26 protein-coding genes are annotated in these 23,475 nt (G+C 68.3%); 16 read left to right on the forward strand and 10 right to left on the reverse strand.

Annotated features, from left to right (window positions below; genetic code table 11):
- Positions 1–79: 79 nt before the first annotated feature.
- Complete coding sequence (locus GR316_RS09670) at positions 80–1,978, forward strand: lytic transglycosylase domain-containing protein (protein WP_249218758.1); 1,899 nt, start codon at positions 80–82, stop codon at positions 1,976–1,978.
- Here the strand turns inward: GR316_RS09670 and GR316_RS09675 are convergent.
- Positions 1,956–2,852, reverse strand: coding sequence for a DMT family transporter (locus GR316_RS09675; RefSeq protein WP_211783721.1), 897 nt, complete (start codon positions 2,850–2,852; stop codon positions 1,956–1,958). The two genes, GR316_RS09670 and GR316_RS09675, sit on opposite strands and share 23 nt — an antisense overlap.
- Complete coding sequence (gene mnmC2 / locus GR316_RS09680; RefSeq protein WP_211783722.1) at positions 2,849–3,664, reverse strand: tRNA (5-methylaminomethyl-2-thiouridine)(34)-methyltransferase MnmC2; 816 nt, start codon at positions 3,662–3,664, stop codon at positions 2,849–2,851. The genes GR316_RS09675 and mnmC2 overlap by 4 nt, the downstream gene beginning before the upstream one ends.
- Between mnmC2 and GR316_RS09685 the strand changes: the two genes are divergently transcribed.
- Positions 3,630–4,658: an NAD(P)/FAD-dependent oxidoreductase gene (locus GR316_RS09685; protein WP_211783723.1), complete on the forward strand. Its 1,029-nt coding sequence runs from the start codon at positions 3,630–3,632 to the stop codon at positions 4,656–4,658. The genes mnmC2 and GR316_RS09685 overlap by 35 nt on opposite strands.
- Here the strand turns inward: GR316_RS09685 and GR316_RS09690 are convergent.
- The 3 genes from GR316_RS09690 to leuC form a co-directional block, all read right to left on the reverse strand.
- Positions 4,655–5,578, reverse strand: coding sequence for an endonuclease/exonuclease/phosphatase family protein (locus tag GR316_RS09690; RefSeq protein WP_390625194.1), 924 nt, complete (start codon positions 5,576–5,578; stop codon positions 4,655–4,657). The genes GR316_RS09685 and GR316_RS09690 overlap by 4 nt on opposite strands.
- A gap of 77 nt (positions 5,579–5,655) precedes the next feature.
- Positions 5,656–6,261 (reverse strand): 3-isopropylmalate dehydratase small subunit, encoded by a 606-nt coding sequence (leuD, locus tag GR316_RS09695; protein ID WP_211783724.1) that lies wholly within the window; start codon positions 6,259–6,261, stop codon positions 5,656–5,658.
- Positions 6,261–7,685 (reverse strand): 3-isopropylmalate dehydratase large subunit, encoded by a 1,425-nt coding sequence (leuC, locus tag GR316_RS09700; protein WP_211783725.1) that lies wholly within the window; start codon positions 7,683–7,685, stop codon positions 6,261–6,263. Before leuC ends, leuD begins: the two co-directional genes overlap by 1 nt.
- Positions 7,686–7,956: 271 nt before the next feature.
- On the opposite strand from leuC, the gene GR316_RS09705 reads away from it, so the two are divergent.
- The 5 genes from GR316_RS09705 to GR316_RS09725 all read left to right on the forward strand — a co-directional run bounded on the left by GR316_RS09705 (position 7,957) and on the right by GR316_RS09725 (position 11,546).
- Positions 7,957–8,679, forward strand: a complete 723-nt coding sequence (locus tag GR316_RS09705; protein ID WP_211783726.1) for a competence/damage-inducible protein A — start codon at positions 7,957–7,959, stop codon at positions 8,677–8,679.
- Positions 8,676–9,326: a GNAT family N-acetyltransferase gene (locus tag GR316_RS09710; RefSeq protein WP_211783727.1), complete on the forward strand. Its 651-nt coding sequence runs from the start codon at positions 8,676–8,678 to the stop codon at positions 9,324–9,326. The genes GR316_RS09705 and GR316_RS09710 overlap by 4 nt, the downstream gene beginning before the upstream one ends.
- Positions 9,323–10,177: an OmpA family protein gene (locus GR316_RS09715; protein WP_211783728.1), complete on the forward strand. Its 855-nt coding sequence runs from the start codon at positions 9,323–9,325 to the stop codon at positions 10,175–10,177. Before GR316_RS09710 ends, GR316_RS09715 begins: the two co-directional genes overlap by 4 nt.
- Before the next feature lie 96 nt (positions 10,178–10,273).
- Complete coding sequence (gene fghA, locus GR316_RS09720; RefSeq protein WP_211785184.1) at positions 10,274–11,104, forward strand: S-formylglutathione hydrolase; 831 nt, start codon at positions 10,274–10,276, stop codon at positions 11,102–11,104.
- Positions 11,097–11,546, forward strand: coding sequence for a YaiI/YqxD family protein (locus tag GR316_RS09725; protein ID WP_211783729.1), 450 nt, complete (start codon positions 11,097–11,099; stop codon positions 11,544–11,546). The genes fghA and GR316_RS09725 overlap by 8 nt, the downstream gene beginning before the upstream one ends.
- Here the strand turns inward: GR316_RS09725 and GR316_RS09730 are convergent.
- Complete coding sequence (locus GR316_RS09730) at positions 11,543–12,409, reverse strand: glycosyltransferase family 2 protein (protein WP_211783730.1); 867 nt, start codon at positions 12,407–12,409, stop codon at positions 11,543–11,545. The two genes, GR316_RS09725 and GR316_RS09730, sit on opposite strands and share 4 nt — an antisense overlap.
- Positions 12,410–12,497: 88 nt before the next feature.
- Here GR316_RS09730 and GR316_RS09735 point away from each other — a divergent pair, with 88 nt between their 5' ends.
- Positions 12,498–12,848 carry a hypothetical protein gene (locus GR316_RS09735; protein ID WP_211783731.1) on the forward strand — a complete coding sequence of 117 codons (351 nt, stop codon included), beginning with the start codon at positions 12,498–12,500 and terminating at the stop codon, positions 12,846–12,848.
- Here GR316_RS09735 and GR316_RS09740 read toward each other — a convergent pair.
- Positions 12,842–14,014 carry a MalY/PatB family protein gene (locus tag GR316_RS09740; RefSeq protein ID WP_211783732.1) on the reverse strand — a complete coding sequence of 391 codons (1,173 nt, stop codon included), beginning with the start codon at positions 14,012–14,014 and terminating at the stop codon, positions 12,842–12,844. The genes GR316_RS09735 and GR316_RS09740 overlap by 7 nt on opposite strands.
- Before the next feature lie 76 nt (positions 14,015–14,090).
- Between GR316_RS09740 and def (GR316_RS09745) the strand changes: the two genes are divergently transcribed.
- The 4 genes from def (GR316_RS09745) (at position 14,091) to GR316_RS09760 (ending at position 17,393) form a co-directional block, all read left to right on the forward strand.
- On the forward strand, positions 14,091–14,615 hold the full coding sequence (def, locus tag GR316_RS09745) for a peptide deformylase (RefSeq protein WP_211783733.1): 525 nt from the start codon (positions 14,091–14,093) through the stop codon (positions 14,613–14,615).
- On the forward strand, positions 14,612–15,109 hold the full coding sequence (gene def, locus GR316_RS09750) for a peptide deformylase (protein WP_211783734.1): 498 nt from the start codon (positions 14,612–14,614) through the stop codon (positions 15,107–15,109). The genes def (GR316_RS09745) and def (GR316_RS09750) overlap by 4 nt, the downstream gene beginning before the upstream one ends.
- Position 15,110: 1 nt before the next feature.
- Positions 15,111–16,031: a methionyl-tRNA formyltransferase gene (fmt, locus tag GR316_RS09755; RefSeq protein ID WP_211783735.1), complete on the forward strand. Its 921-nt coding sequence runs from the start codon at positions 15,111–15,113 to the stop codon at positions 16,029–16,031.
- An 84-nt stretch (positions 16,032–16,115) separates the two neighbouring features.
- A complete protein-coding gene (locus GR316_RS09760) occupies positions 16,116–17,393 on the forward strand; it encodes an Nramp family divalent metal transporter (RefSeq protein ID WP_249218761.1) in 1,278 nt (425 codons plus the stop codon).
- 18 nt (positions 17,394–17,411) lie between these two features.
- On the opposite strand, the gene rnhA is transcribed toward GR316_RS09760, so the two are convergent.
- The 3 genes from rnhA to GR316_RS09775 form a co-directional block, all read right to left on the reverse strand.
- Positions 17,412–17,876 carry a ribonuclease HI gene (gene rnhA, locus GR316_RS09765; protein WP_211783736.1) on the reverse strand — a complete coding sequence of 155 codons (465 nt, stop codon included), beginning with the start codon at positions 17,874–17,876 and terminating at the stop codon, positions 17,412–17,414.
- 191 nt (positions 17,877–18,067) lie between these two features.
- Positions 18,068–19,030, reverse strand: coding sequence for a 4-hydroxy-3-methylbut-2-enyl diphosphate reductase (ispH, locus tag GR316_RS09770; protein ID WP_211783737.1), 963 nt, complete (start codon positions 19,028–19,030; stop codon positions 18,068–18,070).
- Positions 19,031–19,061: 31 nt separating this feature from the next.
- On the reverse strand, positions 19,062–19,628 hold the full coding sequence (locus GR316_RS09775) for a LabA-like NYN domain-containing protein (RefSeq protein ID WP_211783738.1): 567 nt from the start codon (positions 19,626–19,628) through the stop codon (positions 19,062–19,064).
- A 76-nt stretch (positions 19,629–19,704) separates the two neighbouring features.
- Between GR316_RS09775 and folK the strand changes: the two genes are divergently transcribed.
- The 4 genes from folK (at position 19,705) to GR316_RS09795 (ending at position 23,466) form a co-directional block, all read left to right on the forward strand.
- Positions 19,705–20,262, forward strand: a complete 558-nt coding sequence (folK, locus tag GR316_RS09780) for a 2-amino-4-hydroxy-6-hydroxymethyldihydropteridine diphosphokinase (protein ID WP_211783739.1) — start codon at positions 19,705–19,707, stop codon at positions 20,260–20,262.
- A 73-nt stretch (positions 20,263–20,335) separates the two neighbouring features.
- Positions 20,336–20,689, forward strand: coding sequence for a DNA-directed RNA polymerase subunit omega (gene rpoZ / locus GR316_RS09785; protein ID WP_211783740.1), 354 nt, complete (start codon positions 20,336–20,338; stop codon positions 20,687–20,689).
- Between the two features lie 19 nt (positions 20,690–20,708).
- Entirely contained in the window at positions 20,709–22,820 is a 2,112-nt protein-coding gene (locus GR316_RS09790; RefSeq protein WP_211783741.1) for a RelA/SpoT family protein, read from the forward strand.
- A gap of 13 nt (positions 22,821–22,833) precedes the next feature.
- The gene (locus GR316_RS09795; RefSeq protein WP_313796467.1) at positions 22,834–23,466 is read left to right on the forward strand and encodes a DUF2062 domain-containing protein; all 633 of its coding nucleotides are present in this window, start codon (positions 22,834–22,836) and stop codon (positions 23,464–23,466) included.
- Positions 23,467–23,475 lie beyond the last annotated feature (9 nt).

The raw sequence follows: 23,475 nt of genomic DNA on the forward strand, positions 1-23,475 counted from the left end.
TTACGCGGCCCGCAAGGCTTTGCCAAGCTGGCGGCTTCGTGTGTTGCCGCGGGGCGGGGGCTTTGGCAGGATGCGCCCCATGAAAGCACTTCTCGTGTCCGCATGCCTGCTGCTGCCTTTGCCCGCCTTGGCCGAAGATGGGCTGGCCGCAGCCCTTCAGGCCGCGGATCGGAAGGACTGGCCCGCCGCCTTCGGCGCGGTGCAGGACGACATCGCCCGCGACATCATCGAATGGCAGCGCCTGCGCAGCGGCGAGGGAACCGCCGCCGAATACGAGGCCTTCTTGCTGCGCCGCCCCGACTGGCCGGGCCTTCCGCTGCTGCAACGGAGGGGCGAGGAGGCGATCGTGGCCACGGGGGATGCGGATCGCATCGTCGCCTTCTTCGCCGCCGATCCGCCGCAGACGGGCGCGGGCGCGATCGGGCTGGCGCGGGCGTGGCTGGCCCTTGGCCGGCGCGATGCCTCGCAGGCCGAGGCGCTGCGCGCGTGGAACACCCTGCCCCTCTCGGCCGAAGAGCAGGACGAATTGGGGCGCATGTATCCCGATGCCCTGACCGCCGCCGATACGGCGCGGGCCGATCATTTCCTCTGGGCGGGGGACGGGGCGCAGGTGCGCCAGATGCTGCCGCGCCTTCCCGAAGGCTGGCAGGCGCTGGCCCTTGCCCGCCTTGCCCTGCGCGAGGATGCCGCCGGGGTCGATGCCCTGATCGAGGCGGTGCCTGCCAGCCTCTCGGCCGATCCGGGGCTTGCCTATGAGCGGTTCGCGTGGCGCATGCGCAAGGGCCGCTTCGACGAGGCGGCCGCGCTTCTGCTGGCGCAGGGCGCCGATCTGGGCCGCCCCGAGGCATGGGCCGATGGCCGCATCTACCTCGTGCGGGAATACGAGACGAGCAATCCGGACCTCGCCTATCGCCTCGCCTCTGGGCACGGGCTGACCGAGGGCGGGGATTTCGCCGATCTGGAGTTTCTGGCCGGGCATGTGGCCTTGCGCAAGCTCAACCGTCCGGACGACGCGCTGGAGCATTTCCGCCATTTGCAGGAGGGGGTCGGCACCGCCATCAGCCTGTCCCGCGCGCTGTATTGGCAGGGCCGCGCAGAGGAGGCGCTGGGCGATTACGACGCCGCCATGGCCACCTTCCGGCAGGCGGCGGAACATTCCTCGGCCTATTACGGGCTGCTGGCCGCCGAAAGGCTGGGCCTCGATACCGATCCTGCGATGCTGGCGGGGGATGCCGCGCCCGACTGGCACGGGGCGGAGTTCATGTCCTCCTCGGTGCTGCATGCGGCGCAGATGCTCTTGGCCTCGGGGGATTGGCAGTTGGGGCGGCGCTTCATCCTGCATCTGGCCGAATCGCGGGATGCCACGGGGCTGGCGCAGCTGGCGGACATGGCGCTGGATCAGGGGGAGCCGAACATCGCCCTTGGGGTTGCGAAGATGGCCGCCTATCGCGGGATCATCCTGCCGGCGGCCTATTACCCGGTGCCGGACCTCGTGCCCGACGGGCTGCCGGTGACGCGGGCCTTCGCGCTCGCTATCTCGCGCCGGGAATCGGAGTTCGATCCGGCCGTCGTCAGCCCCGCCGGGGCGCGGGGCCTGATGCAGGTCATGCCCGACACGGCGCGGCGGCTGTCGGCCGATCTCGGGGATGATTTCAGCGTGGGGCGTCTGACCTCGGACCCGGCGTTCAACGTGCGGCTCGGCTCCACCTATCTGGCGCAGATGATCGAGGAGTTCGGCCCCTCGGTCGCGCTGGTGGCGTCGGGGTACAATGCCGGGCCGGGGCGTCCGCGCGACTGGATCGAACGGATGGGCGATCCGCGCGATCCGTCGGTGGACGTGGTCGACTGGGTGGAGGACATCCCCTATGCCGAAACGCGCGCCTATGTGCAGCGCGTGGTGGAATCGCTGGTGATCTACCGCGCCAAGCTGGCGGGAACTCCGATCCCGGTCCGCGTCACGGACGAGTTACGGGGGTAGGGGGTTCGCCCTTCTGTTCGGCGCGCCACAGCGTGAACAGCCCCGCCATCACCACGATCGCCGCGCCGATCACCACGTTCGGGGTCAGCGTTTCGCCGAAGAAGGCGACACCGATGATCGCGATCCACATCAGTTGCAGGAACGAGAAGGGCTGCACCGCGCTTGCCTCGGCATAGTCATAGGCGCGGATCATGCACCAGTGGCCAAGGATCCCGGTGCAGCACAGAACCGCCATATAGGGCCAGTCGGCGCGCGGCATCGGCTGCCAGAACCACAGGCCCAGCACCGTGATCGCCGCCGCCCCCGTGACCCCGGCCCAGAAGAAGCTGACCGTCGCCCCGTCCTTTTCCGCGACATAGCGGGTCAGCAGGCCGTAAAGGGCGAAGACGAACGCGCCGAGGATCGGCAGGATCATCCATGGCGACAGGATCTGCTCGCCCAATGGGTTCAGGATCACCAACACACCCACCGCGCCGACCGCGATCGCCGTCCAGCGCCGCCATCCCACATGCTCGCCCAGAACCGGCCCCGACAGGGCGGCCACCAACAGCGGGAAGCAGGTGAAGATCGAATGCGTGGCCACCAGCCCCAGCTTCACGAAGGCCAGCAGCAGGATGCAGATCTGCGACACGAGGATGAGGCCCCGCGCGATCTGGATCAGTAGGTGGTGCGGGCGCAGCACCCGCCGCAGCCCGCCGGGGCTGCGCAGCGCCAGCGCGACGACGAAGGCGGCAAAGAACCAGTAGCGGATCATCACGATGACGAAGACGTTGTTGCCCTCGCCCAGATGACGCGACACGGCATCCTGCGCCGCAAAGACCAGCGTGGCGGTGACCATGCAGGCGATGCCCTTGCGCAGATCGGGTTGGGTCACGATGCCTCCTGTCGCCGGGTTCCGGCCGTCATGTGTCGTTTCGTTCCAAAGCCGGGGCGGCGTGCCACGTCGAAGCCGGCCGCATCCAGCGCGCGGCGCACATGCCCCGCAGCGGTATAGGTGGCGAAGGTGCCGCCGGGCGCGGTATGGCGGCCCACCTCGGCCATCAGATCGTCCGACCAGAGCTCGGCGTTCTTGGCCGGGGCGAAACCGTCGAGGAACCACGCATCCGCCGTGCCCTCCCATTGGGGAAGGGTCTCGCGCGCATCGCCGAGGATGACCTCCGCCTCCAGATCGCCCAGATGGATGCGGCGTCGCGGCCCCGTCCCGGCGGCCCATGCGTGCAGCACCGGATCCGCGATCGCCCGCAATTCGGGGAACGCCTCCAGCGCGCGGGCCATGTCGTCGGCGGTCATGGGAAACGCCTCGAACGAGGTGAAGCGCAGACGCCCCGGCAGGCCCGTCCGCCGCCATGCGATCAGGCTGACCAGCAGGTTCAGCCCGGTGCCGAAGCCGAGTTCCGCGATGTGGAACCCCGCCCGCAGCCGTTCGGGCAGCCCGTTGCCAGAAAGGAAGACATGGCGCGTCTCCTCCATGCCGCCGGTCAGCGAGAAATAGGGATCGTCAAAGCGGGTGGATACCGGGATCGTCCCGTCCAACCAGTCGAGTTCTGCCTGCATCCGCACCTCCGGCCTTCTTGATGCGCCTCCGGGGCGCGGAGCGCAATGGCCCCGGTGCGCGCTGGTCAGCCGCCCCGCCGCCGCATAGAAGGGGCGGATGAGGACCGATCTAGTCATACGCGGCGCCGGCATCTTCGGCCTGTCCATCGCTTGGGAGGCGGCGCGCCGCGGTGCCCGTGTCACCGTGGTGGATCCGGGGGGCATCGGGGCGGGTGCCTCGGGCGGGGTGGTGGGCGCGCTGGCGCCGCATGTCCCCGAAAACTGGAACGCCAAGAAGCAGTTTCAACTCGACAGCCTGTTGCACGCCGCCGATTTCTGGGCCGGGGTGGCGGCGGCGGGGGGCGCCGATCCCGGCTATGCCCGCACCGGTCGTCTGCAACCCGTGACCGATGAGGACGCCGCCGCGCTGGCGCGGGGGCGGGCGGTGTCGGCCGGAACGCTTTGGCAGGGGCGGGCGCGCTGGGATGTGCGGCCCGCGACCGGGGCTGCGTGGGAGCCGCCCTCGCCGACGGGGCTGTTGGTGGAGGATACGCTCTCGGGCCGCATCCATCCGCGCATGGCGCTGGGCGCGCTGGCGGCGGCGATCCGTGCGGCGGGCGGTGCGATCGTGCCGGAATGGGAGGGCGCGGCCCCCGAGGTTCATGCAACGGGCGCAGCGGGCCTTCACGATCTGTCGCGCGCGCTGGGCCGCACCGTCGGGACGGGGATCAAGGGGCAGGCGCTGGTTCTGCGCCACGAGGCGCGAACCCTTCCGCAACTGTTCGTAGACGGGCTGCACATCATTCCCCATGCGGACGGCACCGTGGCCATCGGCTCCACGACCGAGCGGGAGGCGGCGGATCTGCGCACCGATGCGCAGCTCGATGCGCTGCTGGCCCGCGCGGTGGCGGCGGTGCCGGTGCTGGCGGGCGCCGAGGTCGTGGAGCGGTGGGCCGGGCTGCGCCCGCGCGCCCGTTCGCGCGCGCCGATGCTGGGGCCATGGCCAGACCGGCCGGGGCATTTCATCGCCAATGGCGGTTTCAAGATCGGGTTCGGCATGGCCCCCGGCGTGGCGCGGGTGATGGTGGATCTGGTGCTGGAGGGGCGCGACGCCATTCCCGCAGGCTTTCGCGTCACCGACAATTAGGGCAGGTCCAGATCGACCCAGACCGGGCGATGCGGCGCGCCGTCCCCCATGCCCGCCCCGATGATCCGCAGCCCGGCCATGGGCAGCACATAATCGAGGCGCAGCGGCCCGGTGGCGGGATAGTCGGCGCTGGCGGTGCCGGGCAACGGATCCTGCACCGCCGGATCGGCGAGCAGCGCAGCGATGCCGTCATGCCGCCCGTCGCCCGCATCCGGGTCGGCATTGGCATCCCCAAGGATCACCCAAGGCGGCGCGGGCGGCGCAAACGGCAGCCGCCCCGCGATCAGGGCGGGCCAGAAGGCGATCTCGTCATGATTGCGGCGGCCGTTGCGATCCTCCGGCCCGTCGAAGACGGGGGGCGTGGCGTGAAAGGCCAGAAGGCGCAGCACCGTGCCGCCGGGCAGTTCCAGCGGCACCTCCCAATGCCCGGTGGAGGAGAGGCGCTGCACCGCCTTCGCCCCTTCGCTCATGCCGTCGAACAGCAGCGCCCCCGGCAGCGCCGCCCAAAGAAACCCCGAGAAATCGCGGACCTGATCCGTCAGCACCGGAAAGCGCGACAGCACCGCCATCCCCCCATCGCCCGCGAAAAAGCCGAATCCCTGCGCATCGCCCGGCCCGCCCAGCCGTCCATCGCCATCCAGATCGAGGCCGGTGGCCATGCCCGTATTGGGCCGCAGCGCAAAGCGGTAGGGATACTCGGTGGTCAGCAGCGCAGCGAAGGCCGCAAGGCCCATGCCCGCCGCATCGTAATCCACGTCCTGCAGCAGCACGACATCGGCCCCAATGGCATCGAGCCGCGCCGCCGCCTCCAGCATCGCCGGATCGCGCGCAAGGATGTCCCGCAGCATCAGGCCCGGCCCCTTGCGCGACAGATCGGCATGAAAGGTCGCAACCCGCAGCGGGCCGGCCGGCACCGCCATCGGCCAGAGCAGCAGCAGACAAAGGAAAACCCGGACACGCATGGCGTCCGGGTTCGCATATCGTGCTTAAGATCGGGTTAAACCCAAGGGCGGGAGGTGGCGAGCCCTGCCTCGAAGGTTTGGATCGCGGCGGCCTTTTCCATGGTCAGGCCGATATCGTCCAGACCGTTCAGCAGGCAGTGCCGCCGGAAGGGGTCCACCTCGAACGCGAAGTCCTTCCCGTCCGAGGTCGTGACGACCTGACGTTCCAGATCCACCGTGATGCGCGCATTGGCCCCGCGGCCCGCATCCTCCATCAGCACATCCACCACATCCTGCGGCAGCGCGATCGGCAGGATGCCGTTCTTGAAGCAGTTGTTGAAGAAGATGTCGGCAAAGCTGGTGGAGATCACGCAGCGGATGCCGAAATCCAACAGCGCCCAGGGCGCATGCTCGCGCGAGGAGCCGCAGCCGAAATTGTCCCCCGCCACGAGGATCTCCGCCGAGCGGTAGGCGGGCTGGTTCAGCACGAAATCGGGCTTTTCGGTGCCGTCGGCCTCGTAGCGCAGTTCGTCGAACAGGTTCCGGCCAAGGCCGGAACGCTGGATCGTCTTCAGGAACTGCTTGGGGATGATCATGTCCGTGTCGATATTGACGAGCGGCATGGGCGCGGCGATGCCCGTAAGCGTCGTGAACTTGTCCATCACACGGCCTCCTGCGCCGCAAAGGCGCGCACATCGGTCAGACGGCCCGTCACGGCGGCGGCGGCGGCCATGGCCGGGCTCATCAAATGGGTACGCCCCCCGCGGCCCTGCCGCCCCTCGAAGTTGCGGTTGGAGGTGGCGGCGCAGCGATCCCCGGGGTTCAGCTGATCGTCGTTCATGCCAAGGCACATGGAGCAGCCCGACAGCCGCCATTCGAAGCCCGCATCGATGAAGACCTGCGCGATGCCTTCCTGTTCGGCCTGATGGCGCACGAGGCCGGAGCCGGGCACGACCATCGCCCGGATGCCCGGCGCGATGCGGCGCCCGCGCAGGATCTCGGCGGCGGCGCGCAGATCCTCGATCCGGCCGTTCGTGCACGATCCGATGAAGACGGTGTTCACTTCGATGTCCTGCAGGCGGGTTCCCGGCGTCAGGCCCATGTAATCGAGGGCGCGGCGCGCCGCCGCCACCTTGCCGCCCGAGAAGCTTTCGGGTTCGGGCACGGTGCCGGTGATCGGCAGCACATCCTCGGGCGAGGTGCCCCATGTCACGACCGGGGCGATATCCTCGGCGCGCAGGGTGACGACCTTGTCGTAATGCGCGCCTTCGTCGGAGAAGAGCGTCTTCCAATAGGCGACGGCGGCATCCCATTGTTCGCCCTTGGGGGCGTTCGGGCGGCCCTTGCAATAGGCGAAGGTGGTCTCGTCGGGGGCGATCAGACCGGCGCGGGCGCCGCCTTCGATCGCCATGTTGCAGACCGTCATGCGGCCTTCCATCGTCAACTCGCGGATGGCCTGCCCGCAATATTCGATCACATGGCCGGTGCCGCCGGCGGTGCCGGTCAGGCCGATCACGGACAGGGTGATGTCCTTGGCCGTCACCCCGGGGGGCAGCGAGCCGGTGATCTCCACCTTCATGTTCTTCGATTTCTTTTGGATCAGCGTCTGGGTGGCAAGCACATGCTCCACCTCGGACGTGCCGATGCCATGCGCCAGCGCGCCGAAGGCGCCATGCGTCGCGGTATGGCTATCGCCGCAGACCACGGTCATGCCCGGCAACGTCCAGCCCTGTTCGGGCCCGACGATGTGCACGATCCCCTGACGGATGTCGTCGATGGGATAGTAATGCACCCCCGAGGCGCGGGCATTGGTGTCGAGCGCGCCGACCTGAATGCGGCCCTCTTCGTTTTCGATATGCAGCTCGCGCCCCTTGGTGGTGGGCACGTTGTGGTCCGGCACGGCGATCGTCTTGCCGGGCGCGTGCACGGCGCGTCCGGCCATGCGCAGCCCTTCGAAGGCCTGCGGGCTCGTCACCTCATGGACGAGGTGGCGGTCGATATAGAGGAGGCAGGTGCCGTCGGCATCCTGCTGGACGACGTGGTCGTCCCAGATCTTGTCATAGAGCGTGCGTGCTTGAGCGGTCATGGCTCGTCCCTGCGGTCGGATGGCTTTGATGCGGAAAACAGCGGCGTCTGGGATGCACAAGGGCACCCCGCCGCATCAAAGGCGCGCGAGGACGTTGCGGGTCGCACCGAAGAACCGCGCCGGAAGGCGGGCATGGTCGGTGATGTTGAAGTAGATGAACCCTTGCATGGGGCAGAGTGTAGGCCCCCGGACGGATTCGCGCAAGAGGCGCTGCGGACTTGCGTGCGCGCGGCCGCGCCATATACCAATGCGGAAGCAGAAGGACGATGCCATGCCCAATCCCACCGCCGCCATGATCGTCATCGGGGACGAGATCCTTTCGGGTCGCACCCGGGACAGCAACGCCCACCATCTGGCGAACGAGCTGACCTTGGTGGGGATCGACCTGCGCGAGGTGCGCTTCATCGCGGACGATCACGAGGGCATCGTCGCGGCGGTCAATGCGCTGCGGGGCGCGCATGATCACGTCTTCACCTCGGGCGGGATCGGGCCGACCCATGACGACATCACCGCCGATGCCGTGGCCGCGGCGTTCGGTGTGCCGATCGACGTGCGGGCCGATGCGGCCGCGCTCTTGGGCGCGCATTACGAACGCACGGGGCGCGAGTTCAACGACAGCCGCAAGCGCATGGCCCGCATCCCGGACACGGCGGTGCTGATCGACAACCCGGTATCCATCGCGCCGGGCTTCACGCTGGGGAATGTGCATGTCATGGCCGGGGTGCCGGACGTGTTTCAGGCGATGCTGGCGGGGGTGCTGGCGCCGCTGGCCAAGGGGGCGCCGCTTCTGTCGCAGACCCTGCGGGTGGAGCGGGGGGAGGGCGACATCGCCGCGCCCTTCGGCGCGCTCGCGGCCGAGTTCCCGGACCTGTCGATGGGCAGCTATCCCTTCGTTCTGAACGGGGCGGTGGGCACCAACCTCGTGATCCGCGGCACGGATGCGGCGCGTGTGAATGCGGCGATGGCACGGCTGGCCGATCTTTTTCCGGGATGACACGCGCACTTCTGGCCGAGATGGAGCCGACATGGCCCCCCGCCCGGCAGTGGCGGCAGGGGCCGTGGGTGCTGCGCGATGGGGCGGGCGGGGGTGGCCGGGTGTCGGCCGCGACGCTCGAAGGGCCCTATGACGGCGCGCCGCCCCCCTTCGTGATGGTCCGCGAGGGCGAGGAGGCGCTGGACCGCGCGCTTGTCGCTGCAGGCTATGGACAGGAGGATGAGGTCACGCTCTATCTGGCACCAGTGGCGGATCTCGCGGCCCCGGCGGCGGTTCGGGCCGAATGGCCGCCCGGGCCGGATGCGGTGGCGATGTGGGCGGCTTCGGGGCGGATCACCGCGCCGCGGCTTGCGGTCATGGCGCGCTGCGGCTGCCCCCGCACGATCATCGCCTGCGAGGGCGGTGCGGTCTTTGCCGCTGTGAACGGCGATCTGGCCGTGCTGCATGCGCTGGAGGTCGCGCCCCAGCAGCGTCGCCGCGGCCTTGCCCGCCGCCTCGTCCAAGGGGCCGCGCAGTGGGCGGCGGATCGGGGCGCGGCGCGGCTGGGCCTCGTCGTCTCGGCGGACAATGCCCCGGCCCGCGCGCTCTATGCCGCGCTCGGCATGGCGGAGGTCGGACGTTATCATTACCGCCGGGCGCCTCGGTGATCCGCCGTCTGTATCTGTGCCTGTGCCTCGGCCTTGCCGCCGCCCCGGCCTCCGCCTTCACCCCGCCCTTTCCCGGCCCCGCCACCCTGACGCGCGAGGAGGCGGCCGATCCCGGCAGCACCGCCATTCCCACCGCCCCATGGACCGAAGAGGGCGCCCCCCCGCCGGTGGCCGAAGGCGCGGTGCTGCGCAGCGCATGGCAGATGACCCCGCCCGAGGGGTTCACCACGCTGTCGATCCTGCAACCGATCCGCGCGGCGATCGTGGCCGACGGGTGGGAGATCCTGCTCGATTGCGACACCGATCGCTGCGGCGGCTATGATTTCCGCTATGCGCTCGATCTGTTCCCCGAGCCGGAGATGCATGTCGATCTGGGCGATTTCCGCTTCATCTCGGCCCAGCGCGGTGCGGCGCGGCTGGCGGTGACGGTCAGCCGTTCGGGGGTGGAGGCGTTCGTGCAGCGCACCGAGGTCACGCCCGATGCGCCCACGCCCTTGCCGCAGGCGGGCTTTGGCGCGCAGGCCGTCGTGCTGGAGGGGCTGGATTTCGCCAGCGGCGAATCCGCGCTTCAGGGCGCGCAACCGGCGCTGGAACCGCTGCTCGATTGGCTGCGCCGAACGCCGCAGGCGCGCGTCATGCTGGTGGGGCATACCGATCGCAGCGGCGATGCGGCGGCGAACCTCGCCTTGTCGCGCAGCCGGGCGGAGGCGGTGCGCGATTGGCTGATTACGCAGGGGATCGCGGCGGAGCGGCTTCGGGCCGACGGGGTCGGCGGCCTGGCCCCGCGCGACACCGACGCCACCGAAGCCGGCCGCGCCCGCAACCGCCGCGTGGAGGTGCTGCCCGATTAGGGCGGCGCCCCCGCCTTGCATCCGCCGCCGCCGCGTGGAACCTTGCCCGCGATGCGCCGAGGCGCGTCCATTTCACCATGCGGACGGAGGATGACGATGAAGACGCTGGCCGAGAACCGTGCCTTTGGCGGCGTGCAGGGGGTCTATTCCCACGCCGCCCGGACCACCGGCTGCGACATGACCTTCGGCCTGTTCCTGCCGGCCGAGGCGGAGGAAGGCCCGGTGCCCGTCCTGTGGTTCCTGTCCGGCCTGACCTGCACCCATGAAAATGCGATGGTGAAGGCCGGTGCGCAGCAATGGGCCGCCGCCGAGGGGATCGCCCTCGTCTTTCCCGACACCTCGCCGCGCGGGGCGGACGTGGCCGATGACGCGGCCTATGATCTGGGGCAGGGCGCGGGCTTTTATGTGAATGCGGCGCAGGCCCCGTGGGTGCCGCATTTCCGCATGTGGGACTATGTGACGACCGAACTGCCCGAGGCGCTGTTCAAGGCCTTTCCCTTGGATGAGGGGCGGCAGGCGATCAGCGGCCATTCGATGGGCGGGCACGGCGCGCTGACCATCGCCATGAGCATTCCGGGCCGGTTCCGCTCCGTCTCGGCCTTTGCGCCGATTGCGCATCCCACGGCCTCGGAATGGGGGCGCAAGCAGTTCGCGGCCTATCTCGGCCCGGACGAAAGCGCATGGGCGGCGCATGATGCGACGCTTTTGATGCGCAAGCGCGGCTTCGACGGGCCGGTTCTGGTGGATCAGGGCAGTTCGGATCAGTTCCTCGATCTGCTGCGCCCCGAGGCCTTGGCCGAAGCCATGGCCGCTCGGCGGCAGGAGGGGGCGTTCCGTATGCAGCGCGGCTACGATCACAGCTATTTCTTCATCTCCACCTTCATGGAGGAGCATGTGACCTTCCACAGCCGGGCGCTCTATGACTGAGGTCTATGTCGATGCCGATGCCTGCCCGGTGAAGGCCGAGGTGGAGCGTGTGGCCCTGCGGCACGGGGTGCGGGTGCTCATGGTGTCCAATGGCGGGATCCGCCCGTCGGCCCATCCGCTGATCGAAAGCGTGTTCGTCGCCTCCGGCCCCGACGAGGCGGATAAGTGGATCGCCGATCATGCAGGCGCGGGCGATGTCGTGGTGACGAACGACATCCCGCTGGCCGCCCGCTGCGTGGAGGCGGGGGCCGCCGTGCTGCGCCCGAACGGCGAGGCGCTGACCACCGCCAATATCGGCAACGTGCTGGCGACGCGCGATCTGATGGCGGATCTGCGGTCCGCCGATCCGTTCCGGCAGGGCGGCGGGCGGGCCTTTTCCAAGGCCGACCGCTCGCGCTTTCTCGACGCGCTGGACCGCGCGATCCGCAAGGCGCGCGGTTAGAGCCGGGCCGCCTTGCGCGCCAGATCGAGCTCTGCTTCGATCAGCAGACCGTCCGCCGCCAGCGCGGCGCGGGCGGGCGGGGGCGGATTCATGACGGCGTCGTAGAAGGCGGCCCGCTCGGCCTCGGTCGCGTGGGTCAGCACATCCGCCAGCACGAGGTTGTTGCGATAGGCCCCGCGCGTCAGGCGGAAGGGCAGCCGTGCGAGCCATGCCGCCCGGTCCTCGGCGTGGAAATGCAAAAGCGGCAGGGCGTCCGTGAAGGGGATGCCGTCGATCCTGTCCTTGTTCAGAAAGCCGCCATGCAGGCGCGGCTCCAGCCCCGGCACGCCGGTGCGGAAGAAGGACTTGCCGACGGCATGGCTTAGCGCGCCGCTGGGCAGCGCCTCGGCCCAGTCGCCCAAATGGCGGTCCCGCTCGGCGGCGCGGCGCAGCGGCGCGCGGAACTGGCGGGCGGTGAAGATGTCGGGCGGCAGGTCCGCATCGTGCAGCGCCTCCCATGGGCGCATCCGCACGAGGACCGTGTCCGCGGCGTCCAGCACCTCGGATACGGGGCGAGCGGGGTGGATGAACTCGTCCACATCCAGATGCGCGATCCATGGCAGCGGGGCCGCGGCATAAAGCCGCTGCATGTTCCACGTCTGGCGGTTCTGGTGGCGTCCGGGGCGTTTCGGCCCCCACCAATCGGCATCGCAGCGGATGGTGCTGACGCGGTCCAGCCCGGCCAGCGCCTCGGCGGCGGCATCTTCGGGATCGTCCAGATGCAACCAGATATGGGCCGCGCCCAGCCCGAGGTGATGCGCAACGAAGGCGCGCATCTGGTCGATCGGCGCCATGGCCGTGATGCAGATGCCCCAATCCGTCATGTCGTTCCCCCATGCGCGCGTCTTCGCCGACTCACTTGATTTTCCGCCGGCATGAACGACACTTGTGACATGAGCGATGGAGGCCGTCATGCTGGAATACCTGCCCGATGATCTGCGCGAAGAAATGCGTCAGGCTGCCATCCGAAAGCGCCGGCGCGGATCGCGGCTGCACATCCAGCTGGGCCCGGATGTGTTCCCCCTGACGCGGCTGTGGGACAGGGGCCTGTCGATCGAGGCGGCGCGCCTGACCCATCTGCGCGGCGTGGTCGATCTGTTCGACGGGCCGCGGCATATCGGGCACTGCCTGATCGTCGCCTCGGTGATCGACGGGGATGAGCTGGTCTGCGAGTTCAAATCCTTCCAGCCCATCTGCGACGGCCCGCCCGTGGATTTCGAACGCACGGCCGAACCTGTGGCGGGTTTCCTGCCCGCCTATTGAAGATCGGCGAAGGCCTCGCCCAGACGGGTGCAGGCCTCTTCGATCATCGCGCGCGGCATGGCGATGTTGAAACGCAGGAACGTCTCGCCGCCGGTGCCGAAGCTGGGGCCGTGATTGGCGGCGATTCCGGCCTGCCCCTCGACGCGGGCCAGGATTTCCTCTTGGGTCATGCCGGTGCCGGAGAAATCGACCCATGCCAGATAGGTCGCCTCCAGCGGCATGGAGGTAAGGCCCGGGATCGCGTTGATCGCGGCATCGAACAGGCGGCGGTTCTCGTCCAGATAGTGCATCAGCGCATCGACCCATGCCGCGCCTTCGGGGGTATAGGCGGCCGTGGCCATGCGCAGCCCGAAGCTGTTGGGCGAAATGCCGAGCGCGGCGACACGCGCCGCGAACCGCGCGCGCAACGCCTCATCGTGGATGATGACGTTGCCGGTATGGCCGCCCGCGATGTTGAAGGTCTTGCTGGCGGAGGTCATCATCACCAGCCGGTCCGCGATGTCCGGCGCGGCGATCGGCATCGGGACATGGCGCTGACCGGGATGCACGAGGTCGTGGTGAATCTCGTCCGAGACGAGGATCAGATCGTGGCGGCGGCAGAAATCGGCGATGGCGCGCAGTTCCTCGGCGGTCCAGACGCGGCCCCCGGGATTGTGCGGCGAGCAGAGGATCAGCATCCGCTCCGCCCCGGTCATCCGCGCCTCCCACGCCTCCAGATCCAGCACATAGCGCCCGCCCGACAGCGCCAGCGGACATTCGACGACCTGCCGCCCCGCCGCCCGGATCACCCGCGCGAAGGCGTGATAGACGGGCGTCATCAGCACGACGCCGTCGCCCGGCTGCGTGAAGGCATCGACGCACAGCGCGGTGCCGTTCACCAGCCCATGCGTGGTGAAGATCGCCTCGCGCTGCACCTCCCAGCCGTGGCGCGTGCGCATCCACCAGCAGATCGCATCGAGATAGGCGCGGTCATCGCCGAAATAGCCGTAGATGCCATGCGCGGTCATCGCCTCCAGCTCGGCCTGAACGGTGGTGGGGGGGCGGAATTCCATATCGGCCACCCACATCGGAAGCCCCCGGCCTTCGGGTACGTCATACAGCGTGTCCATCATGTCCCATTTCACCGAATGGGTGCCGATGCGGTCGATCTGTTCGTCAAAGCTCATGGGGAGGCCTCCTGGAATGCGGCGAGCTTAGAGCGGAAGGATTGCGGCGGCAACGCGCTTGGCCTAGATCAGGGACATGATACGCCCCATTCTGATCCATCCCGACCCGCGTCTGAAGAAGGTCTGCCCGCCGGTGGCGGCGGTGACGGACGATATCCGCGATCTGGCCCGCGACATGCTGGAGACGATGTACGACGCGCCCGGCGTCGGCCTCGCCGGCCCGCAGATCGGGGTGATGCTGCGGATCCTGACGATGGACTGCACCAAGGACCCGGAGGCCGAGCCTCGGCCCATGGTGCTGATCAACCCCGAGATCCTGTGGTCCTCGGAGGATCGCAGCACCTATGAGGAAGGGTGCCTGTCCATCCCCGAGCAATATGCCGAGGTGGAGCGCCCGGCACGGGTGCGCGTGCGCTGGCTGGGCCTCGATGGGGCCGAGCATGAAGAGGAGTTCGCGGACCTCTGGGCGACCTGCGTGCAGCACGAGATCGACCATCTCGACGGCAAGCTGTTCATCGACCATATCGGGCCGCTGAAACGCCAGATGATCACCCGCAAGATGCAGAAGCTGAAACGCGACCGCGCGCGGGAGAAGGCATGATCCGTCCCTTCCTGTCATGGCCCGATCCGCGTCTGCGCAGCCCCGCCGCGCCGGTGGAGGCCGTCACGGACGAGGTGCGCGCGATCTGGCGCGACATGGTGGAGACGATGGACGCCATGCCCGGCTATGGCCTTGCCGGGCCGCAGATCGGCGTGATGCTGCGGCTGGCCGTGGTCGATTGCTCCGAAGAGCGGGGGCAGGCCGTGCTGATGGCCAACCCCGAGATACTGCACGCCTCCGTTCAGCCGCGCGAGCATGAGGAGGCGAGCCCGAACCTGCCGGGGGTGCATGCCGCCATCTCGCGCCCCCGTGCCGTGACGGTGCGCTTTGTGAACGTGGAGGGCGCGGTGGAGGAGCGGGATTTCGTCCATCTCTGGGCGACCTCGGTGCAGCACCAGATCGACCATCTGAACGGGCGGATGTATTTCGACCATCTCTCGCCGCTGAAGCGCAAGATGCTGATCGCGCGGGCGCAAAAGCGGGGGCGGCGGTAGGATGCGCGTCGTCTTCATGGGCACGCCCGATTTCTCGGTCCCGGCGTTGGAGGCGCTGCACGCCGCCCATGAGGTGGTCTGCGTCTATACCCAGCCGCCGCGCCCCGCGGGCCGCGGCAAGAAGGAACGCCCCGGCCCCGTCCATCGCCGCGCGCTGGAACTGGGGCTGACGGTGCGCCACCCGGCGCGCCTGCGTTCGGCCGAGGATCAGGCCGAGTTCGCCGCCCTCGGGGCGGATGTGGCGGTGGTGGCGGCCTATGGGCTGATCCTGCCGCAGCCGATCCTCGATGCGCCGCGCCTTGGCTGTCTGAACATCCACGCCTCGCTTTTGCCGCGCTGGCGGGGGGCGGCGCCGATCCACCGGGCGATTCTGGCCGGGGATGCGGAAACCGGCATCTGCATCATGCGCATGGAGGCCGGGCTCGATACCGGGCCGGTCATCGCCTGCGAGGCGACGCCCATCGGCCCCGAGGATACGACCGCCACCGTGCATGACCGGCTGGCCGCCATGGGCGCGGCGGGGATCGTGGCGGCGCTGGAGGGCGATCTGGCCGCCGTGCCGCAGCCCGACGCGGGCGTGACCTATGCCGCCAAGATCGACAAGGCGGAGGCGGGGATCGACTGGACCCGCCCGGCCGTCGAGGTGGATCGCCAGATCCGCGGCCTCTCGCCGTTCCCCGGCGCATGGTGCCTCGTGGAGGGGGAGCGCGTGAAGCTGCTGCACAGCCGCCTTGCCGACGGCCAAGGCGCGCCCGGCGAGGTGCTGGAGGGGTTCACCATCGCCTGCGGCCAAGGGGCCGTCACCATCACGCTGGCCCAGCGCGAAGGCAAGCGCCCGGTCGGTGCCGAAGATCTGCTGCGCGGGCTGACCCTGCCGAAACGGCTGGACTCGGGTTCTGGGGCCGTTATCACGAAAGCATGACGGAACGCCCCGTTTGGGGCCGACCGGAGGAGGCGCGTCCCGGACCGGTATCCGCGACGGTATGCGCGGTGCTGGAGGGAGCCTATGGCTGACATGAACGACCATTCGAAGCCGCGGGACGCAGGCATGCCGCCGCGCACCGGGCATTGGAAACTGATCGGGCCGGGGATCGTCGCGGCCGCGACGGGCGTGGGGGCGGGCGATCTCGTCGCGACGCTGATCGCGGGATCGCGCTTCGGATATGCCCTGCTCTGGGCGGCGGTGATCGGCTGCATCGTGAAGATCGCGCTGGCCGAAGGGGCGGCGCGGTATCACCTCGCCACCGGAACGACGATGCTGGACGGCTGGCGCTCGCTCGGTCGGTGGACCAGTTGGTATTTCGGCATCTACATCCTGATCTGGGGCTTCGTCTACGGCGCCACGGCCATGAGCGCGACGGCCCTGCCGCTGGCGGCGCTGTTCCCGTTCCTGCCGCTGTGGGGTTGGGCGATCATCTCGGGCCTCGTCTGCGCAGGCTTCGTCTGGGCCAACAAATACGAAGTGTTCGAGAGCACGATGAAAGTGCTGATCGGGCTGATGTTCCTGATCGTGGTGGGTGTGGCGCTTCTGGTGGTGCCGGATGTGGGCGCGGCGCTGACCGGCCTGATCCCGACCGTTCCGCCGGGGGCGACGATCTACACGCTGGGCCTGATCGGCGGCGTGGGGGGCACCATCACCATGGCCGCCTATGGCTATTGGGTAAACGCCAAAGGCTGGCGCAGCCCGGCTTGGATGGGGGTCATGCGGCTCGACAACCGCGTGTCCTATGCCGTGACGGGGATCTTCGTGATCGCGATGCTCGTGATCGGGGCGGAGATGCTCTATTCGGCGCAGATCGCGCTGTCCTCGGGGGATCGGGGCCTTCTGGATCTGGACGAGGTTCTGCGCGACCGCTTCGGTCCGATCGTCTCCAAGCTGTTCCTGATCGGGTTCTGCGCCACGGCGCTGTCCTCGATCCTCGGCGTCTGGCACGGGGTGTCGCTGCTCTTTGCCGATTTCTGGCGCAACCACGTCAAGGGCGAGGTGGCCGACACCCGCGAGGGGCTGGACCGTACCCCGGCCTTCCGCTTCTTCATCTTCTGGCTGACGATTCCGCCGATGGTGCTGCTGGCCTTCGGCCGTCCCTTCGCGCTGGTCGTGCTCTATGGGGCGCTCGGGGCGTTCTTCATGCCCTTCCTTGCGCTGACGCTGATCTGGCTCTTGAACTCGTCGCGGGTGCCGAAGGAATGGCGCAGCGGCTGGCTGTCGAACGGGCTTCTGGGAATTGCGGCGGCCCTGTTCGTCGTGCTGTGCCTGAACGAGATCTGGGGCCTCTTGTCCTGATCCCGAAGGCCCGTCCCGTCAGGGGGCGGGCTTTTTCTTGAACGGGGCCATCCCGGCGCGGGCCAATTCGTCCGCGCGTTCATTTTCGGCATGGCCGGCATGGCCCTTGATCCAGCGCCATTCCACCTTGTGGCGAACCTGCGCCAGATCAAGGCGCTGCCACAGATCGGCGTTCTTCACCGGCTTGCGATCCGCCGTTTTCCAGCCGTTGCGCTTCCAGCCGTGGATCCAGCTGGTCACGCCATTCTTCACATAGGCCGAATCGGTCACGATGATGATCGTGCTGTCGCGCGTCAGCGCCTCCAGCGCCGAGATCGCGGCCAGAAGCTCCATCCGGTTGTTGGTGGTCAGCGGCTCGCCCCCTTGCAGGGTGCGTTCCTTCACGACGGCATCGCCGTCCTTGGCAAGCATGAGCACACCCCAGCCGCCGGGGCCGGGATTTCCGCTGCATGCGCCGTCCGTATAGGCATAAAGATCAGGCATGATCGCGGGCTATCCCAGCCGGGACCGCCGCGCAAGCGGTCAGCGGCGCGCCTTGGCCGCGACGCGCACCCGCGCAGGTTCCGGCCGCAGCGCAAGCGCCAGACCGGCAAGGACGGACATCGTGGCGATCAGGGAAATCATGCGTCTTACTCCTCCGTTGCCACGCAGCGTTTCACCGGCGGCGACGGATGTCAAATGGTGTGTCGCACGGGTTCCCGCAAGACGCGGGGGACCTTGAATTCCACATGTTCCTGCGCGGTTTCCACCAGTTCCACCGTGGTGTCGAACCGGGCGCGGAAGGCGTCCACGACCTCGTTCACCAGCACTTCGGGGGCCGAGGCCCCGGCGGTGATTCCCACGCTGGCGATTCCCTCCAGCGCGCGCCAGTCGATGTCGGTGGCGCGCTGCACCAGTTGGGCATAGGCGCAGCCCGCGGTGCGGCCCACCTCTACCAGACGGCGCGAGTTGGAGGAGTTCGGCGCCCCGATCACCAGCAGCGCGTCGATCCGGTCCGCGATGGCCTTCACCGACATCTGCCGGTTGGTGGTGGCATAGCAGATGTCTTCCTTGTGCGGCCCGACGATGGCCGGAAAGCGCGCGCGCAGCGCCTCCACGATGCCGATGGTGTCATCGACCGACAGTGTGGTCTGCGTGATGAAGGCCAGACGTTCGGGATCGCGGACCTCGAGCCCCGCGACATCGGCCGCCGTTTCCACCAGCAGCACCTCGCCGGGGGGAAGCTGGCCCATGGTGCCGATCGTTTCGGGATGGCCGGCATGGCCGATCATCACCATCTGCAGGCCGTCCTGATGATGGCGTTCCGCCTCGATATGGACCTTGGAGACGAGGGGGCAGGTCGCATCGACATAGACCATCTCGCGGCGCGCGGCCTCGGCCGGGACGGCCTTGGGCACGCCATGGGCCGAAAAGATCACCGGCCGGTCGCCCGGAACCTCGTCCAGTTCCTCGACGAAGATGGCGCCTTGGGCGCGCAGGCTGTCCACGACGAACTTGTTGTGCACGATCTCGTGGCGAACATAGACGGGCGCGCCCCATTTCTGCAGGGCCATTTCCACGATCTTGATGGCGCGATCGACACCGGCGCAGAAGCCGCGCGGGGCGGCGAGGTACAGCATCAGCGGGGGCAGGGACATGCGGGCGTTCCTTACATCGACCGCCCCGAACCTAAGGTGCCGGCACCCGCAGGTCCAGCCCCGGCCGCGTCCGCGGCTCGCGCATGACCGACTGGCGCAGTTCGGTCAGGTCGAGGAAGGTGTCGGCCTGACGGCGCAGGTCGTCGGCCACGGCGGGCGGCTGCGTCTGCATCGAGGAGGCGACCGTGACCCGCACGCCCTGCCGCTGCAGCCCTTCGACCAGCGCGCGCAGATCGCCGTCGCCGGAGAAGATCACCGCATGATCGATCCGGGGCGCGAGCTCCATCGCCAGCACGGCCATTTCCACGTCCATGTTGCCCTTGACGCGGCGGATGCCGTTCGCATCGATATGTTCGCGGGCCGGTTTCGTCGCCACCACGAAGCCGTTGTATTGCAACCAGTCCACCAGCGGCCGGATCGGGGAATGTTCCTCGCTGTCCAGAATGGCGGTGAAATAGAGGGCGCGCACGAGGCGGCCGCGCGTGGCGAAGGTGTCGCGCAGGCGGCGGAAGTCGATGTCGAAGCCAAGCTGACGGGTCGTCGCATAGAGGTTGGCGCCGTCGATGAACAATGCCAGACGTTCCTGCTGATATGGCATTCGGACCTTCCTTGGGGCGATGGCTGCATGATCATCGCTCTTATTGGGGGGGAATACAACTGGAGGTTGACGACTCATGTTCCAGCAGACGGCGTTCGTCGCCCTTGGCAGCAACCTTTCAACCGAAACGGGGCAGGCGCCAGATGTCATATTGGAGGAGGCGATCGCCCGTCTTCCGGTTGCGGCGCGCAGCCGCAGCTACCGCTCCCCGGCGTTTCCGGCGGGGAGCGGGCCCGATTATGTGAATGCGGTGGTGGCGGTTCGGCTGCCCGGCGATATGGCGCCCGACGCGTTCCTTCACCGGCTTCACGGGATCGAGGCTGCGGCCGGGCGGGTGCGGAACGCCCGCTGGGGCGCGCGTACGCTGGATCTGGATCTGCTGGCGATGGGGGATCGGCTGCTGCCGGATGCCGCGACATGGCGGCACTGGGCCGGGCTTGCGCCCGAGCGTCAGCGGTCCGAGGCGCCGGACCGTTTGATCCTGCCCCATCCACGCCTGCAGGACCGCGCCTTCGTGCTGGAGCCGTGGGCCGAGATCGCGCCGGACTGGCGCCATCCGGTCACGGGGCGGACGGTGGCGCAGATGCTGGCGGCGCTGCCTTCCGCCGATCGCGCGGCGCTGCGCCCCTTGTGATGTGGCGGCCCTTGTCAAGACCCCTGATTCTCTTTAGATAGGCCGTTCCACGCCCCCACGAATGGAGAGACCGATGGCCCGCGTAACGGTCGAAGACTGCGTCGACAAGGTTCCGAACCGTTTCGAGCTCGTGATGCTTGCAGCGCACCGCGCCCGTGAGATCGCGACCGGCTCCCCCATCTCCGTGGACCGCGACAACGACAAGAACCCCGTCGTGTCCCTGCGCGAGATCGCCGAAGAAACGCAGCCCGCCGATGATCTGCGCGAGCGTCTGATCGCCTCGCATCAGACCCAGATCGAGGTGGACGAGCCCGAGGAAGACCGCATGGCTGCCCTGATGGGTGCGGAATCGGATCGCCCCGCACAGGACGACATGTCCGAAGAAAAACTGCTGCGCGCCCTTATGGAAGCGCAGGGTCAGAACTGATCGGCAGGATGCGGCAGGGATGATCGACCTCGACGATCTGATCGCCCTTGTCCGCAACTACAATCCGCGCACGGATGTGGGGCTGATCTCGCGCGCCTTCGCCTATGGCGCGCGCATGCATGACGGGCAGTTCCGCCATTCCGGAGAGCCCTATTTCACCCATCCCGTGGCGGTGGCCGCGATCCTGACCGAACAGCAACTGGACGATGCCACCATCGTCACCGCGCTGCTGCACGACACGATCGAGGATACCAAATCCACCTATACCGAGGTGGAACGGCTCTTCTCCACCGAGATTGCCGAGCTGGTGGACGGTGTCACCAAGCTGACCAATCTCGAACTGTCGTCGGCGCAGTCCAAGCAGGCCGACAACTTCCGCAAGCTGTTCATGGCGATGTCGCGCGATCTGCGCGTCATTCTGGTGAAGCTGGCCGACCGGCTGCACAACATGCGCACCATCAAGTCGATGCGCCCCGAAAAGCAGGCCCAGAAGGCGCGCGAGACGATGGAGATCTATGCCCCGCTCGCCGGGCGCATGGGCATGCAGTGGATGCGCGAAGAGCTGGAGGATCTGGCCTTCCGCGTGCTGAACCCCGAAGCGCGCAATTCCATCATCCGCCGGTTCATCACCCTGCAGCGCGAAACCGGCGACATGGTGCATGACATCACCGCCGACATCCGCGGCGAGTTGGACAAGGCCGGGATCGACGCCGCCGTCTATGGCCGCGCGAAAAAGCCCTATTCCATCTGGCGCAAGATGCAGGAGAAGGATCTCGCCTTCTCCCGTCTGTCGGACATCTACGGCTTCCGCGTCATCTGCGAGGGGGAGGCGGATTGCTACCGCATCCTCGGGGTGATCCATCATCGGTGGAAGGCGGTGCCGGGCCGGTTCAAGGATTACATCAGCCAGCCCAAGCAGAACGGCTATCGTTCCATCCACACCACGGTGCAGGGGCGCGACGGCAAGCGGGTGGAGGTGCAGATCCGCACCCGCCAGATGCACGAGGTGAACGAGGCCGGGGTCGCCGCCCACTGGGCCTACCGCGAGGGCAAGCGGGTCAAGAACCCCTTCGCCGTCGATCCGGCGAAATGGATCACCAGCCTCGCCGAACGTCTGGGCGACGAGGATCACGTCGCCTTCATGGAGACGGTGAAGCTGGAGATGTACACCGATCAGGTGTTCTGCTTCACGCCCAAGGGGGATGTGATCCAGCTTCCGAAGGGGGCGACGCCGCTCGACTTCGCCTTTGCGATCCATACGCGGATCGGCAATTCCTGCGTGTCGGCCAAGGTGGACGGGATTCGCGTCCCGCTCTGGACGCGCCTGCGCAACGGCCAGTCGGTGGAGATCATCACCGCCGAAGGGCAGCGCCCGCAGGCCAGCTGGATCGACATCGTGACCACCGGGCGCGCCAAGGCCGCGATCCGCCGCGCCCTGCGCGAAGAGGACCGGAGCCGCTTCGTCCGCCTCGGGCAGGAACTGACACGGGCCGCCTTCGATCAGGTCGGCCGCAAGATGACCGACAAGGCGCTGCGCACCGCCGCCCGCCGTCTGGCCGCCACCGACGAGGTGGACCTTCTGGCCCGTGTCGGCGCGGCCGAGATCACGGCCCGCAAGATCGTCGAGACGCTCTATCCCGAGATCGCTCAGGGCACCGACGAAGTGGTGCTGCGCCCGGTCGTGGGCCTTGCGCCCGATCAGACCTATCGCCGCGCGCCCTGCTGCCATCCCCTGCCGGGGGAGCGGATCGTGGGCATCACCTATCGCGGGCAGGGCGTGGTGATCCACGCCATCGACTGCCCCGCGCTGGAGGAGCTGGAGGATCAGCCCCAACGCTGGGTCGATCTGCATTGGCAGCCGGGCCGCCATGCCCCGATCCACACCGTCGGGCTGGACCTGACGTTGTCGAACGATGCAGGCGCGCTTGGCCGGATCTGCACCCTGATCGGGGAGCAGATGGCCAATATTTCGGATCTTGTGTTTACCGATCGCAAGTCGGACTTCTACCGCATCCGGGTCGATCTTGAGGTGCGGGATGTCGAACATCTTCATCTTGTGATGACGGCGCTGGAGGCGGAAAGCCAAGTGGCCCAGATCGCTCGAGCGCGCGATCTGGGGCGCAAGCCATGAAAGGGTCGCGATCGTGTTCAAGCGGCGCACGCCGCGCAGCCTCTCGGGCTGGGCGCGGGAACTGATCTATCCGCGCGGCGGCTTCCGGCGGGCCGTGCGATACGTCTTGCACCGGATGCGCCGCCTGCCCGATCAGCCCGAACGGGTGGCGCGCGGTTTCGCCGCCGGGGTCTTCATCAGCTTCACGCCGTTCTTCGGGCTGCATTTCCTTGGGGCGATCGCGATCGCATGGGCGATCCGGGGCAATATCCTTGCGGCGCTGCTGGGCACCTTCATCGGCAATCCGGTGACGACGCCCTTCATCGCCATCACCTCGGTCGGTCTGGGCCACTGGATGCTGGGCATGCCCGGCGCCCTCGATCTGCCGGAGATCGGCCATGCCTTCGCGCGGGCCGGCACCCAGCTTTGGCTGAACACCAGCGCCATCTTCACCCCGCGCCAGATGCATTGGGACCGGCTGGTGATGTTCTTCCGCGAGATCTATTTCCCCTACATGATCGGGGGGATCGTTCCGGGCCTCGTGGCGGGGGCGGCCTTCTATTGGCTGACGCTGCCTTTGGTGCGGGCCTATCACAAGTTGCGCGCCAGTCGGGCCGAGGAACGGGCCGAACGTCGACGCCTCGTCCGGGAGGAGCCGCGCGAATAGCTTGCGCGC

Origin of the sequence: Falsirhodobacter algicola, assembly GCF_018279165.1 — a bacterium.
In the GTDB taxonomy this organism is placed as follows: Bacteria; Pseudomonadota; Alphaproteobacteria; order Rhodobacterales; family Rhodobacteraceae; genus Falsirhodobacter; species Falsirhodobacter algicola.

Bases quoted from the DNA above. Each gene is read 5' to 3' on its own strand.
- GR316_RS09670 (WP_249218758.1), top strand. From the start codon at position 80: ATGAAAGCACTTCTCGTGTCCGCATGCCTGCTGCTGCCTTTGCCCGCC.
- GR316_RS09735 (WP_211783731.1), top strand. From the start codon at position 12,498: ATGCTGGAATACCTGCCCGATGATCTGCGCGAAGAAATGCGTCAGGCT.
- fghA (WP_211785184.1), top strand. From the start codon at position 10,274: ATGAAGACGCTGGCCGAGAACCGTGCCTTTGGCGGCGTGCAGGGGGTC.
- GR316_RS09740 (WP_211783732.1), bottom strand. From the start codon at position 14,014: ATGAGCTTTGACGAACAGATCGACCGCATCGGCACCCATTCGGTGAAA.
- GR316_RS09690 (WP_390625194.1), bottom strand. From the start codon at position 5,578: ATGGCGGTGCCGGCCGGCCCGCTGCGGGTTGCGACCTTTCATGCCGAT.
- fmt (WP_211783735.1), top strand. From the start codon at position 15,111: ATGCGCGTCGTCTTCATGGGCACGCCCGATTTCTCGGTCCCGGCGTTG.
- GR316_RS09685 (WP_211783723.1), top strand. From the start codon at position 3,630: ATGAGGACCGATCTAGTCATACGCGGCGCCGGCATCTTCGGCCTGTCC.
- GR316_RS09705 (WP_211783726.1), top strand. From the start codon at position 7,957: ATGCCCAATCCCACCGCCGCCATGATCGTCATCGGGGACGAGATCCTT.
- leuC (WP_211783725.1), bottom strand. From the start codon at position 7,685: ATGACCGCTCAAGCACGCACGCTCTATGACAAGATCTGGGACGACCAC.
- GR316_RS09775 (WP_211783738.1), bottom strand. From the start codon at position 19,628: ATGCCATATCAGCAGGAACGTCTGGCATTGTTCATCGACGGCGCCAAC.
- GR316_RS09725 (WP_211783729.1), top strand. From the start codon at position 11,097: ATGACTGAGGTCTATGTCGATGCCGATGCCTGCCCGGTGAAGGCCGAG.
- rnhA (WP_211783736.1), bottom strand. From the start codon at position 17,876: ATGCCTGATCTTTATGCCTATACGGACGGCGCATGCAGCGGAAATCCC.
- GR316_RS09710 (WP_211783727.1), top strand. From the start codon at position 8,676: ATGACACGCGCACTTCTGGCCGAGATGGAGCCGACATGGCCCCCCGCC.
- def (WP_211783734.1), top strand. From the start codon at position 14,612: ATGATCCGTCCCTTCCTGTCATGGCCCGATCCGCGTCTGCGCAGCCCC.
- ispH (WP_211783737.1), bottom strand. From the start codon at position 19,030: ATGTCCCTGCCCCCGCTGATGCTGTACCTCGCCGCCCCGCGCGGCTTC.
- def (WP_211783733.1), top strand. From the start codon at position 14,091: ATGATACGCCCCATTCTGATCCATCCCGACCCGCGTCTGAAGAAGGTC.
- GR316_RS09730 (WP_211783730.1), bottom strand. From the start codon at position 12,409: ATGACGGATTGGGGCATCTGCATCACGGCCATGGCGCCGATCGACCAG.
- GR316_RS09760 (WP_249218761.1), top strand. From the start codon at position 16,116: ATGGCTGACATGAACGACCATTCGAAGCCGCGGGACGCAGGCATGCCG.
- leuD (WP_211783724.1), bottom strand. From the start codon at position 6,261: ATGGACAAGTTCACGACGCTTACGGGCATCGCCGCGCCCATGCCGCTC.
- folK (WP_211783739.1), top strand. From the start codon at position 19,705: ATGTTCCAGCAGACGGCGTTCGTCGCCCTTGGCAGCAACCTTTCAACC.
- GR316_RS09790 (WP_211783741.1), top strand. From the start codon at position 20,709: ATGATCGACCTCGACGATCTGATCGCCCTTGTCCGCAACTACAATCCG.
- rpoZ (WP_211783740.1), top strand. From the start codon at position 20,336: ATGGCCCGCGTAACGGTCGAAGACTGCGTCGACAAGGTTCCGAACCGT.
- mnmC2 (WP_211783722.1), bottom strand. From the start codon at position 3,664: ATGCCGGCGCCGCGTATGACTAGATCGGTCCTCATCCGCCCCTTCTAT.